Source organism: Empedobacter brevis, from assembly GCF_965118635.1.
GTDB lineage: Bacteria > Bacteroidota > Bacteroidia > Flavobacteriales > Weeksellaceae > Empedobacter > Empedobacter brevis_A.
This window is the reverse complement of the sequence record NZ_CBCPHV010000005.1, coordinates 11,757-24,912: the sequence shown is the minus strand read 5'-3', so window position 1 is coordinate 24,912 and position 13,156 is coordinate 11,757. Positions and strand designations below refer to the sequence as shown.

General features: G+C 29.8%; 8 protein-coding genes. 3 read left to right on the top strand and 5 right to left on the bottom strand.

The features are described 5' to 3' along the window. Window positions 1–46: 46 nt before the first annotated feature. Together ACMHJW_RS08010 and ACMHJW_RS08005 are read right to left on the bottom strand one after the other, a co-directional pair. Entirely contained in the window at window positions 47–628 is a 582-nt protein-coding gene (locus ACMHJW_RS08010) for a DUF5715 family protein (protein ID WP_413532888.1), read from the bottom strand. 43 nt (window positions 629–671) lie between these two features. Then, window positions 672–1,316 (bottom strand): DUF5715 family protein, encoded by a 645-nt coding sequence (locus ACMHJW_RS08005; RefSeq protein ID WP_413532887.1) that lies wholly within the window; start codon window positions 1,314–1,316, stop codon window positions 672–674. A 246-nt stretch (window positions 1,317–1,562) separates the two neighbouring features. On the opposite strand from ACMHJW_RS08005, the gene ACMHJW_RS08000 reads away from it, so the two are divergent. The 3 genes from ACMHJW_RS08000 to ACMHJW_RS07990 are packed head-to-tail and all read left to right on the top strand — an operon-like array spanning window position 1,563 to window position 4,208. Beyond that, window positions 1,563–2,438, top strand: a complete 876-nt coding sequence (locus ACMHJW_RS08000) for a carbon-nitrogen hydrolase (protein ID WP_413532886.1) — start codon at window positions 1,563–1,565, stop codon at window positions 2,436–2,438. Further along, window positions 2,438–3,145, top strand: a complete 708-nt coding sequence (blaEBR, locus tag ACMHJW_RS07995; RefSeq protein WP_413532885.1) for an EBR family subclass B1 metallo-beta-lactamase — start codon at window positions 2,438–2,440, stop codon at window positions 3,143–3,145. Before ACMHJW_RS08000 ends, blaEBR begins: the two co-directional genes overlap by 1 nt. 1 nt (window position 3,146) lies before the next feature. Then, entirely contained in the window at window positions 3,147–4,208 is a 1,062-nt protein-coding gene (locus ACMHJW_RS07990; RefSeq protein ID WP_413532884.1) for an agmatine deiminase family protein, read from the top strand. 405 nt (window positions 4,209–4,613) lie between these two features. Here the strand turns inward: ACMHJW_RS07990 and dinB are convergent, their stop codons facing one another. From dinB to ACMHJW_RS07975, 3 genes are all read right to left on the bottom strand, one after another. Next, the gene (gene dinB, locus ACMHJW_RS07985; protein WP_413532883.1) at window positions 4,614–5,693 is read right to left on the bottom strand and encodes a DNA polymerase IV; all 1,080 of its coding nucleotides are present in this window, start codon (window positions 5,691–5,693) and stop codon (window positions 4,614–4,616) included. Between the two features lie 18 nt (window positions 5,694–5,711). Beyond that, a complete protein-coding gene (locus tag ACMHJW_RS07980; protein WP_413532882.1) occupies window positions 5,712–7,979 on the bottom strand; it encodes a cation:proton antiporter in 2,268 nt (755 codons plus the stop codon). A gap of 133 nt (window positions 7,980–8,112) precedes the next feature. Beyond that, complete coding sequence (locus ACMHJW_RS07975) at window positions 8,113–13,146, bottom strand: DUF4132 domain-containing protein (protein WP_413532881.1); 5,034 nt, start codon at window positions 13,144–13,146, stop codon at window positions 8,113–8,115. Between the last annotated feature and the right edge of the window lie 10 nt (window positions 13,147–13,156).

Sequence of the window (13,156 nt, the reverse complement as noted above, 5' to 3'; positions counted from 1 at the left end):
ATTGGATGTTTTTTAGAATATTTTGGATAAAAAAAATCGTTCAGAATTAATAATTCCGAACGATAATATGAAAACATTTTATTTTAGATTCTTTTACATAATAGATTTTTCCTGCTCTGACATAATTTTTAAGAACATCTTCTAAAGCTTTCTCAAGCTTAGAATCAGGTCTTATCTTATGATTAAATCTTACATAAGAAATATCAAAAGCAGCACCAAAATTATGAGAACTATCGTTGGAAGATGCATTTCTATTAATTCCTCTCAAACGATTTTGATCATGAAGCGTTCGCGTCATCGAAGTAACAACGAAAAAATTTTGACCAGTTGATTTGACAAAATCACTTGCAATACTTGTCAAAATATCTCGTCCTTTTGGTACAAGATAGGAATGACTATGTGTTAAATCTCCAACTCGCCAACCATAACCACGTTGTTTTATTTTAACCAATTTTCCTTGGTTAATGTATTTGTTCAGTTTTTTATCACCATCAATCAACTCAATTTTATGAGATTTTGCGGCATTTAAATGCTGAACATATTCTTTAGAAGGTTCAATAACAACTCGTGATTGTGCATAACCAAATAAAGAAAAGTAAATAAAAAACGTTGTTAAAAATTGTTTCATGATTCAATTCTCTTCTGCAAAAATAGAAAAGAACTTTTATAAATTACATAGTTGTTGATTTAAATTGATCTGGATTTCTAACTGTTACATGAAAACAGTGTTGTCTATATTCTTTAATATAATATATTTTACCATCATCTTGTAGTTGTTTTAGAATAGCTTCTAAATTAGCACGATGTGTTTTGTTATAGGTATATTTATTATTGAATTTTGTATAAGACAAATCAAAGGAAGCACCATAGTTATGAGAACTATCGCCTTTTGCGGCGTTGCTATTTACTCGCCTTAAACTTGCCTGACTTTCTTCTGATCGTGTTAGTGAAGTAACCGTAATTGTTGCGTTATTTTCTTCTAAAAACTTAGAAGCAATTTTTTCTAAAATAGTTTTTGCTCTATTATTTAAAAAAGCTTTACTATGTGTTAACTTTTCAATTGTATAGCCATTTCCTTCTTCTGGAATTGCAACCAATTTTTTCATTATAACTAACCCTTCAATATCATCAAAACTCTTAACCATAGGGATATTGAAAGATTCTGCAGCCATTAAATGGTCGAGATAAGTTACTTTCTTTGTAACGATAGAAGTTGATGAAGAGGCTGAATTTTCTGCTAAAATGTAACTTTCTTGACTTTGAGCTGAAATAAAAATTCCGCTAAAAAGGCAGGAAAGAGCAATTAATTTTTTCATGTTCTAAATTATTACGTGACAAAATTATAAGTTACAATTTAATAAAGAGTTGTTAAAAATTATAATATTAATGTAAACTTTTTTAAAATTTTCTTAAAAATTCATTCAAAATAGCATTTTTAGATAAGTTTGAGAGAATTTATTTTTTGCATAAAATATTCTTAAATATGTATTCTAATACATTAAATCCTACTAATTTCTTTATTTTTGTCAATTATTATTCATTTTTTTTAGACCTGTTTTAAAATGGCAAAAGTTAAAGTTGGAATGGTACAAATGACTTGTACTAATAACAAACAAGAAAATTTAAACAAAGCAATTGAACAAATAAAAGTGGCTGCTGCAAAAGGAGCACAAATAGTTTGTTTGCAAGAATTGTTTACTTCATTATATTTTTGTGATGTCGAAGATTATGATAATTTCGATTTAGCAGAAGCAATTCCTGGTCCATCGACAGATGCGTTATCAGCAGTAGCAAAAGAATTGGGAGTGGTGATTATTGCTTCGTTATTCGAAAAACGTGCTCAAGGTTTATACCATAATACAACTGCTATTTTAGATGCAGATGGAGAGTATTTAGGCAAATACCGAAAAATGCATATTCCAGATGATCCTGCATTTTATGAGAAGTTTTATTTTACTCCAGGTGATTTAGGTTACAAAGTTTTTAATACTAAATTTGGTAAAATTGGTGTACTAATTTGTTGGGATCAATGGTATCCAGAAGCTTCTCGTATAACAGCTTTAATGGGAGCAGAAATTTTATTCTATCCAACTGCGATTGGTTGGGATACAACACAAGACGAAGAAACAAATCAAGATCAATACAATGCTTGGCAAACAATACAACGTTCGCATGCAGTAGCAAATGGTGTTCCTGTTATTTCTGTAAATCGAGTTGGTTTTGAACAAGATGGAGCGATGAAATTCTGGGGAGGTTCTTTTGCAACAAATGCTCAAGGGAAATTATTGTATTTAGCAACTCATGATAAAGAAGAAACAGAAGTGGTTGAAATCGATTTGAATGAATCTGATTTCTTCCGTAAACATTGGCCTTTCTTAAGAGATCGCCGTATAGATTCTTATCAGCCAATTACAAAACGCTTTTTGGACGAAGATTAATGAAAAAATTATTTTCACTCATTCTATTAATAGGAAGTTTTGCATTTGGTCAAATAAAACCAATTCAAATTGATTCAATTAATAATAATCTATTTGTATATCAAACATTTAATGCTTTTAACGCTGTAGAATACAACGCAAATGGAATGTATTTGGTAACAAATAAAGGAATTGTTTTATTTGATGTTCCTTGGCAAAAATCTCAGTATCAAGAATTAAATGATATTTTACAAAAGAAGTATCATTTGCCAATTATTGCTGTTTTTGTAACACATTCGCATGAAGATAGAGCTGGAGATTTGAGTTTTTATAATGAGTTGAAGATTCCTACTTATGCAACTTCTTTCACAAATGAGAAATTAAGAAAAGAACGAAAAGCAACTTCAAAATTTGAGATTGAATTAGGAAAAACATACAAGTTTGGAAAAGAAAAATTTGTTGTTGAGTACTTTGGAGAAGGACATACAACTGATAATGTTGTGGTTTGGTTTCCGAAATATAAAGTTTTGGATGGAGGTTGTTTAATAAAAGGAGCTAATGCTGTAAATCTAGGTTATACTGGCGAAGCTAATATTGCTGAATGGCCAAAAACGGTACAGAAATTAATTTTGAAACATCCAGTTATTAAACAAGTTATTCCAGGACATGATAATTGGAAAGCGAGTGGACATATCGAAAATACGTTTAAACTTTTAGAAAAAAAATAAATTGAACACAATAGATACATCAAAATTCCCAAAAGATTTAGGATATAGATTTCCTGCCGAATGGGAAGTGCACGAAGCAACTTGGCTTTCTTGGCCACACAAAGAAGAATCTTGGCCAGATCGTATTCAGTTCATTTATCCAGCTTATGCTGAATTTATTGCTGAATTATCGAAAGGAGAAAAAGTTCGTATTAATGTCAAAGACGAAGAAATGAAAGCTTTTGCTTTGTCTTTTATTGAGAAAACGGATGCAGATTTGTCACAAGTAGAATTTTATTTCAATGAAACAAACGATGCATGGTGCCGTGATCATGGTCCTGCATTTTTGTTAAATAAAAATAATCCTGATAATCCAAAAGTTATTGTGGATTGGGGATTTAATGCTTGGGGAGGAAAATATCCACCTTTCGAGAATGACGATATTGTACCAACAAAAATAGGAGCAGAGTTTAATCTACCTGTTTTTTATCCAGGAATTATTATGGAAGGAGGTTCTGTAGAATTTAATGGAAAAAATACGTTAATGACATCAAAATCTTGTTTGTTGAACGAAAATCGTAATCCAGAATATTCTCAAGATCAAATTGAAGAGTTTTTAAGAAATTATTACGGAGTTTCTCAAATTCTGTGGGTAGAAGACGGAATTGTTGGTGATGATACAGATGGACATATTGATGATACAATTCGTTTTGTAAATGAAGATACAGTTTTAACAGTTGTTGAAACAGATGAAACAGACGATAATTACGAATTGTTGCAAGTAAATCTTCGTCAATTACAAGAAATGAAATTAGAAGACGGCCGTTCTTTAAATATCATTCAATTACCAATGCCAGATGCTGTTTATTGTGAAGGTGAACGTTTACCAGCTTCTTATGCAAATTTTTATATTGCTAATAAATCAGTCATTGTGCCAACTTATCGTTGTGCAAAAGATGCGATAGCTTTGGATATAATTCAAAAGTGTTTCCCAGATCGTAAAGTTGTAGGAATAGATTCTACAGATATTATTTGGGGGTTAGGATCTTTTCATTGTTTAAGTCAACAAGAACCTAAAATTTAATTTTTAGATATTTTAATAAACAAAAAAGCTGAGTTTGGTTAACTCAGCTTTTTTAATTTGGTTTAGGTAGTTTTGATAAATTGGTTAGATTTATCAAATAAATTTTTTTGGTTTAGGTTTTTCTGATAAACTGGTTAGATTCATCAAATAGCTTTTTAGTTCGGTTGTTGGTTAGTAATCTTAGAAAGCGATAACAAACGTTTTTATTTGTTGGTACAAATGTCTTCAATAAAAACTACAATAAAAAATATATGCTATCTTCAAAGTGTCTACAGTTTTTTTAAAAAATGAAATAAAGTGTCTACAAAGTGTTCTTGTATTAAGTTAATTGTTTTTGATTTAAAATATTGATTTTAAATAATTAATCTTTTATTATTTCGGAAAAATAAAATAATGTTCAAATTTTTAGAAAATATCTTTAAAAGGAATTTCGAGTTGAGTCCCTATTTTTTTTTGGTTATCTGAAAGATTAGAAATTGAAACACCTAACAGTCGAACTGGCTTTTCTAAGGAGTAACCTTCGGATAATAAATCATAACAAATTTGATCAAAAAGTTCTCTATTTTTAATCGGAAATGAAGCTGATTTACTTTTTGTAGAAACCGAAAAATCATTGAATTTTATTTTTACAGTAATTGTTCTACCATAAATCGAAGTTTTTTGTGACCAATTCCAAACATCTTCCATAAGAGGAAATAAAGCGATTTGCATTTCTTCTAGCGTTTCTAAATCTTTATTAAATGTGGTTTCTGAACCAGATGATTTTCGAATTCTAGAAGGATTAACTTCCCTAAAATCTAAACCGCGAACAATATTGTAATAATATTGACCAGATTTACCGAATTCTCGTAAAAGTTTTTCTAATTCTAGTTTCTTTAAATCTGAACCAGTATAAATTCCCATCATTTGCATGCGTTCGGCTGTTACTTTTCCAATTCCGTGGAATTTTTTTATGGGAAGTTTATCAATAAAATCATCAGCTATTTTTGGCGTTATGACATAAAGTCCATCTGGCTTATTATAATCAGAAGCAATTTTGGCTAAAAATTTATTAAAAGAAACACCAGCAGAAGCTGTTAAGTTTGTTCGTTCCTTTATTTTTTGTTTTATTTCGTTTGCAATATCTGTTGCAATTTCAATGTTTTTATGATTAATTGTGACGTCCAAAAAAGCTTCGTCCAAAGATAAAGGTTCAACTAAATCAGTATATTCAAGGAATATTTCTCTAATTTGATTTGAAACTTCTTTATAAACTTGAAATCGAGGTTTTACAAATATCAATTGTGGACATTTTCGTTTAGCCACAACAGAAGACATTGCAGAACCAACACCATATTTTCTTGCCTCGTAGCTAGCAGTTGCAATTACACCGCGTTCTTCATTTCCACCTACAGCAACACATTTTCCTCTTAATTCTGGGAAATCACGTTGTTCTACAGAAGCATAAAAAGCATCCATATCGATGTGAATAATTTTACGTTGCATGTTGTAAAATTACTTCCTTTATTTTAAATTATAATCTTGTATAAATCTTTTTAAATTTTTCTTATCGGCAACAATTGTGAGATAATCGCCCAATTTTATTTCAACATTTCTATCTGGATTGTGAATCATTTCTCCATCACGTTCGATAGAAACTATAATTCCTTTTGCGGTATCTTTTACCCAACCAATTGATTTATGTTCCAATTCACAAAAATCTTCTGGAATTACAACTTTATCTAAAGTGAAATTATCGGTGTTTTTCAAATCATTATTTTCTGGAGGAGTTTCACCAATGATTTGTAAATATTTTTCGAAACGTTGAATATTTTCATCGGTTCCGATAATTCCGATCTTATCAAAAGGATATAAAACAGATTCAGAATTTGGCGTTTGGATTATTCGTTCTCCTCGTTTGATATAAGCAATATTGATTTTAAATTTTGTTCTCCAATCTAATTCTCCCAAAGGAACACCTATAAAGTTTGCATTTTGAGGAACAATCATATCAGAAATATGGGTGTTATCCCAAGTATATTGGAACTTTTCCTTTTTTATACGCTCTTCTTTTCTTTTGCTCAAAATTTCGCGTTCATTCAGATTATAAATAAATTTTTTCTGAATATAATCGTAAACTTTATTGAATGATTTTGAGAGAAAATACATCATAATAAGAAGTCCAATTGTTAGAATAATTGACGCAATTGTACTCGAGAAAAATTGATTATAAATGAAAATAACAGCAACAATTACTAATGAAAGACGAATGAAAATAATCGCAATAATAGGAGCACGATTGTAATTAGATTCATCCCAAAATTCTTTTATAATTTCTCTTTTAGGGCGATTACCAATTATTGCCCAAATGAAAGGAATACATAAGATAAACGTTAGGATAAGACTAACTAAGCTCGCACCAAAAAATGTAAACCAGTCGGTAAGTAAAATCAATACATAACTTTTCACAATTAAAGTAATCGCAATAATAATTATTCCATTCGTGAAAATAGTTGTAATGGTTTGTTTTATAATAGCTTTCCATTTGTTTTCATTTTGAATATGTTGCGTATCAGCTGAATATTTTTCAATTCCTTGAATAAATTTCTGAGGAAGAATTTTTTCTAAAATTTTATATACTTTATCAGATGATTTAATCAAATATGGAGTTGTAAAAGTTGTAATAGCAGAAACTCCGACAGCAACAGGGAAGAGAAAATCGCTGGTAACACCAAGAGAAAGTCCCAGACCAGCAACAATAAATGCAAATTCACCTATTTGTGCCATGCTCATACCAACTTGCACAGATTGTTTTAAAGGTTGTCCTGAGATAATAGCTCCTAGAGTTGTAAAAATTAATTTTCCAATAATAGTTAACAATGTAACAATTAGAATTGCCCATTTGTGTTCATACATTGAGATCGGATCAATCATCATCCCAATTGAGATGAAAAATATAGTTGCAAATAAGTTTTTTACTGATTGAAAGTTGTGTTCAATTTTTTCTGCATAAACAGTTTCTGCAAGAATAGATCCCATAACAAAAGCTCCTAATTCGATAGAGAAACCTGCGCTATCTGCAATGTATACCATTCCAAGACAAAGTCCTATGGAAATAATTAGCAATGTTTCGTCGTCTAAATATTTTTTTATTGAGCGCAAAAAAGTTGGAATAATAAAAATACCTCCAATAAACCAGACAGCTAAAAAGAAGCCTAATTTTATAAAGGAATTAATCATTTCGGCTCCGTCAAAATGTTGACTAACAGCCATTGTAGAAAGCATTACCATTAATAAAATGACAACGATATCTTCAACAATTAGAATTCCAAAAACGACATTTGCAAATTTTTTCCGTTTTAGTCCTAATTCATCAAACGCTCTAATGATAATAGTTGTAGAAGAACTGGCTAATAATCCACCGAGGAAAATGCTATCCATTGTGGACCAATTCATAAATCGACCAACAAAATAACCAACTGTTACGATGCATATAATTTCTACAATTGCTGTAATAGAAGCGGAGCCACCGACATTGAGAAGCTTTTTGAAACTAAATTCAAGACCAAGACTAAAAAGTAAAAATATTACACCAATTTTTGCCCAAATCTCAACATTATGTTCTTCTGCAACAGATGGAACATAACTAAAATGAGGTCCAACTAAAAAACCGGCAATGATATAACCTAAAACAAGAGGTTGGTTGATACGTTTAAAAATAAGCGTTGTTACTGCGCCTACACAAAGAATTAATCCTAAATCGATAATGAGTTTTGGCAAGTGTTCTTCCATAAATTGCGTTTAATCAGCACTAATTTAAAGAATTTTCATGTATAATTACTTGTTCAACTATTGATTAACTTTATATCATGATTGATTTTAGTAAAAAAGAAAAGCGAAGAGAGGAACTCTTCGCTTTTTCTATTTAGTTGATTTCTCTTTTTATTTGACTTAAAATAGTCGGATCTTTTATTTCATTATCTTTTGCTAATAATAAAACTTTCGAAATAACCTCTGCCGATTTAGGATCATCATCAGCAAAAGGTAAGAATATTCTACCTCTATGCTGTGATTGTACAGGTAGAATAGATAGATACAAGCCAGGAACTTGATGTACAACAGCACTTCCTAAATGTACGCTATATTCTGCCATTTCTCCTTTTATGAATGCATGGCTTCCTTTTGTTTCTACATTTTTCAGTTTGAATAATCGAGCGGTTTCATTTAATAAAACACTTCGCATTTCAATTGTAGAATGGCTTGCTTCAGGGTCGACACCACCAACATGAGCTATGCTAACAACCAAATCAATGTCACGCATAACTTCCGAGAAAATACGAGGATTTATTTCTTCGAAAGGAATATTCTTATATGTTTTTAATGAATGAAATTCGACAGTTTCTAAGGTTGGACTTTCAACATCTGCTGGTGAGAACCAATCTGCCATTGCATATAGTTTAACTTGGTAACCTTCTTTGTGAAAAACTTTTTGTAAGCCTTCTTCGTAATCAACTTTCCATCCACGTGTTTTTAATAAAGCTAATGTTTGTTTTGGTTGTACTTGATGTCCTGCATAACGACGAGAAATTGATTTTTCTTTTAATTCATCAGCCGTAGGAATATATAATTCTCTAAAAATTTGTTTAAAAGGTTGTTTTAGTTTTTGATCAAAACAATAATGTTGAAAATCGACCCAAACAGAATTTTGGTGTAAATCATAACAATGAGCAATTCTGAAAGTTTCGGTAGAATTAATGGATTGTAAATTTCCTTTTGAATCTTTTAGTTGTCCATTTACGTAAAATCCAATTGTGTTTTTGCTCGAAATAAGAACTAACTTTTCTAAATGTTTCGAAATAATTGGATGAGAAAATAAATTTTCAATTTCAGAAAATAAAAATTCATCTCCACGAATCATGGCTTCTTCTAAACCTTTTCTAGATCTATTAAATTGTTCACGTAATGTTTTACGATAATTGGTAAGTTCAACAACTGCTTTGTCTTTTTTTAGTTTTGGTGGAATAGATTTTAATTGCTTATCTCCTCTAAAAGTTACCAAATCTGCTTTTCCGTCTTGATCAATAATTAATCCTATTGTTATACCATCAATTTCGACTTGTGTATCTTTGGATAAAATTTGCTGAACTTGTTGAGATTCCATTGCCCAAGTTAAACGAATAGGATCTGGATAAGCTGCGTTTCGAGCTAAATTCTCCATTGCAACTCGTAAAGCTAAAGCTTCACTTGTTTGTTTCATCGAACCAAATTCTTTACTTTCTTTTTTGAATTGTTGTAAATATTCATAGCGAGATAAAACATCTTTTTGAGCATTTGTTTTGCTTAAGGGAACCAAGCCGTAAACACGTAAATAATCTTGATCTCGTTTATCTTTTACTTTGGCTGTAACTTCTCTAATTTTTAAATTACCAGTTAAAGTATCTGCGTATAATCTTGCTCTTCGATGACCATTTCCATCAGAAATATATTTCGCAGCTTCGTACAAAATCTCCCAACGCGATTTTCCAAGTTCTTTATAAGCTTTAGTAAACCAATCTTTATCTACTGCACCGTCTTTGAAATCTTGAATGTCAATTGAAGAGTATTTTGCAACTTCACTTTCTAATTCAGCATTTTCAGCTTGATAACCAGACGTTTTTGTATGAGCATGCATCCACCAAATTGCAGCATCTAAACCTTTCCAATCTAAATAATTACTGACTAATTTTTGCCATTGAGGAGCATAAACAGAAGCTTCTATTAAACGACTTTCTGAAATTTTAGCTTTTTTAACTAACTGATTAAATTCTTCTTGTGTATCAGTTTCTAGTGGTAAACATCGCTTGATTAAGAAACTAAATAGCTTCTGTTTTGTAACATCTGTATAACGCCAAGAATAAATATAACCTTTGAAAAGCTTTGCTTTTCCAAGTTTGTCTAAGATTTCTACAAAACGATTTATTCCATAAATATGTTCAAAACTTTGAACAAATTGTGTGACAGTTGTACTAGAATCTCCTCGTTTTAATTCAACATCCAAAAATTTTTCTCGAATATTTTCAATCATTTCAGTTAAGAAAGGAAAATCTTTTTGAAATGTTTCACTTCCGTGATAGTGATAATGTTTTCGCTCACTTGTAATAATGTTAATGCGATCAGGTTCTAGAATACCTTCGTACATTTCATCTTTTGTAATCAAGTTATTTTGATAAGCTAAACAATAAATATAAAGTGGTGGTTTATTTAACTTTATATTTTCTTTTAAACCATTGTATTGACGCCATCTGTAAATATTCCATAGTTTTTGAATATCTTCATTTTTAAGATTAAAAAGATTAACTCTATTAATGAAAACATCAAAAAAACGTTCGTTTTGCCAACCATTCCCGTATTCTTCATTGTAATAGTAATTATTTTCATTACGTTTACTTTGATAGTGGATAACATCTTTTGGAAGATTAGAAAAAATCTGAATAGTTCCGTCGATTAAAAAATCATTTGCTTCTTCAAAAGGGAATTTTTCGTGCAAAGCATATAAAATTGTTTTTATAGGATTCTTCCAATAATAGTCTGTTTTTATAGGATTAGGAATTTTACCTTTGTTATAAAAAACATATTTTTCTAAAATAGTTCGCCAAACTTTTCGATCACATTCTTCTTCTAAAGTCAATAAATAAAGATCGATCGGAGTTAATTTACTATCGGTATACCATTTTACCCAAATTTCGTGTAAAGGATAATTGGCAAATTTTTCATCAACAGTGAAGTTTTGGGTGTTTTGTTTCAAAGAATTAAAACTATTTCCTAATAAATCAGTAACTATACTATTGTTCCAATCTTCATATTCATATTCGTAATCTTTATTTTGAAGGTATATTTGTTTTAACGTTTCTAAATCGTTCAAAATTTCTTCAATAGATTTCGAAAAGCCAAAAATATTCTTTTTTGTATGTTTTAGATAAACAGATTTCTTTTCTATTTTAGGTAATTCAAAAGGAGTAATGTTGGTTGGATCGTAAATACCAAAACCATTTTCTATTGATAATATTTCATCAGAATTTTTTGGATCTAATTGTAATAAAAGATTTTTTTCTTTTTCAGTAATCTTTTTACGTGTATTAAAATATTTTACGGAATTATTGACAAAATCAGCAGAACGTTTTTGTTTTGTTAATTGCAATAAAATATCCAATCCAGCTAAACGTTGCTCTGTATCTCCAATTTCAATTAAATTTTTAGTAAAGGAAAATATAATTTCATCTTTTTGATTAAGAATTAATTGAATTAAGTTTTTACGCAGATTGGCACTTTTTCGTTTGAATAAATCTTGAATCGAATCAATTTCTGTTTGATTTAATTCTGAATGTTTTAATGTATTTAAAGCAGAAGCAATAATACTTTCGCCTCGATCTTTTATTACTTTTAAAGCGAATTCTCGTTGAAAATCAGAAACCTTTTTTGTTGATTCTTTCTGATCCATGTAATAATAAGAGTAACAATAAAAATCTTTTAAAACTAATCGCGTTAAAGATTCTCGCAATGAAAGACTTAGTTGATCAAATTTAGCTAAAATTCGTTCAAGTTTTGTTTGATCTTCTCCAATTAAATTAATCGCAACTGAATATAAATCATCTTTAGAGAATTTGGTAGTTAACCAAGAAAACACTTTGCCTTCGAATGTTTTTTCCTTTTCTTGAATTGTTTCTGTAAGATCTAAAACTTTATCAAAAAGACCAATTAGAGTATCATCGTTAGGGAATTTGAATGATGAAGTTACAGAAATCATTCGTGGTAAAAAGAAAGAGAAAACTTGTAAATTAACTTCATCTAAAGCTTTATTATAAAGCCTTATTTCTTTTTCGTAGATAGAAGTTTCGCTAGCAAATTTTAAAGCCAAACATTTCTTTTCAATTGTTCCTTTCTCAAGTAATTTTTCTACATAATTTAATGAAACATCAATATCTGTTACACCTTGAGACCAAAGTGCCATATAAACTTCGTTGTTATTTTTGCTTTCTATTCCTTTTTCTATAGTTTCAGGATAAGTCAAAAACTGATCAGCAAAAGTTAAAATATTACGAATTGTTGTTTCTTTTTCTGCTTCCCAGCCCAAACCTGTCCATGTGTCAACAGCTCGAACAACAGAAGAAAAACGTGCTAATTTTTCATTAATAATAACTTTAATCAAAGATTGTAATGCGCCAACACTTGTTTCGTCTAATGTTTCGAGAATTGTTTGTCGCAACCCTTCTTGTCGCTGTGCAGAAAGTAAAAGTTTCTCAACTAATTCCCACGCTTCAGGTTTATTTGTATTTAATAAAGCTTTGATAATATTTCGGGAAACTTTTCCTACAGGATCTTTTCCAAAAATAATATCTTCTATTAATTGATAAATTTGCTGATTTCCTTCATCAATCATTTCAGACCAAATCAATGTGTAACTATTATTAATCCCAATATCAGAAGAATATCTAATTTGCTCAACAATAGGTAAATTGTAATATTTATAACCTTCGGAAGTGTATTGAGAAGGTTTTGTTAATAAATTACGCAAGAAATTGATTTGTTTAACAAGAATATAATCTTTTTGATGTGGCGCTCGAAAAGATCGTCTGTAATATCCCGATTGATAAATTCGTTCAGACATTTTATTCCAACTATTTTTTACATAAGGAGCCAATTCTTCTCCATAGAAAAGTTCTAATAAATTGTAATACTTTTTTTCTTCCCAGATATTATCAAAAATTAATTCTTTTATTTTTAAGAATTGTTGGGTTCCGTAATTAATTTCTCTATAATATTCAGTATTACCTTTTAGAATTTGTAATCCTAATTCGGCAACTTCTTTTTTGATTGATTTTGGTAAAAGAGATGGTTCTAATGATTTTTTGAGTTTCTTTTCAAGCTCTTTTGTTTCATTTTTTGTAACAAAAGGCGATAAGATTTCAGTAATTGTAGACATGTTTTTTTTA

Bases quoted from the DNA above. Each gene is read 5' to 3' on its own strand.
- ACMHJW_RS08010 (WP_413532888.1), bottom strand. From the start codon at position 628: ATGAAACAATTTTTAACAACGTTTTTTATTTACTTTTCTTTATTTGGT.
- ACMHJW_RS08005 (WP_413532887.1), bottom strand. From the start codon at position 1,316: ATGAAAAAATTAATTGCTCTTTCCTGCCTTTTTAGCGGAATTTTTATT.
- ACMHJW_RS08000 (WP_413532886.1), top strand. From the start codon at position 1,563: ATGGCAAAAGTTAAAGTTGGAATGGTACAAATGACTTGTACTAATAAC.
- blaEBR (WP_413532885.1), top strand. From the start codon at position 2,438: ATGAAAAAATTATTTTCACTCATTCTATTAATAGGAAGTTTTGCATTT.
- dinB (WP_413532883.1), bottom strand. From the start codon at position 5,693: ATGCAACGTAAAATTATTCACATCGATATGGATGCTTTTTATGCTTCT.
- ACMHJW_RS07980 (WP_413532882.1), bottom strand. From the start codon at position 7,979: ATGGAAGAACACTTGCCAAAACTCATTATCGATTTAGGATTAATTCTT.
- ACMHJW_RS07975 (WP_413532881.1), bottom strand. From the start codon at position 13,146: ATGTCTACAATTACTGAAATCTTATCGCCTTTTGTTACAAAAAATGAA.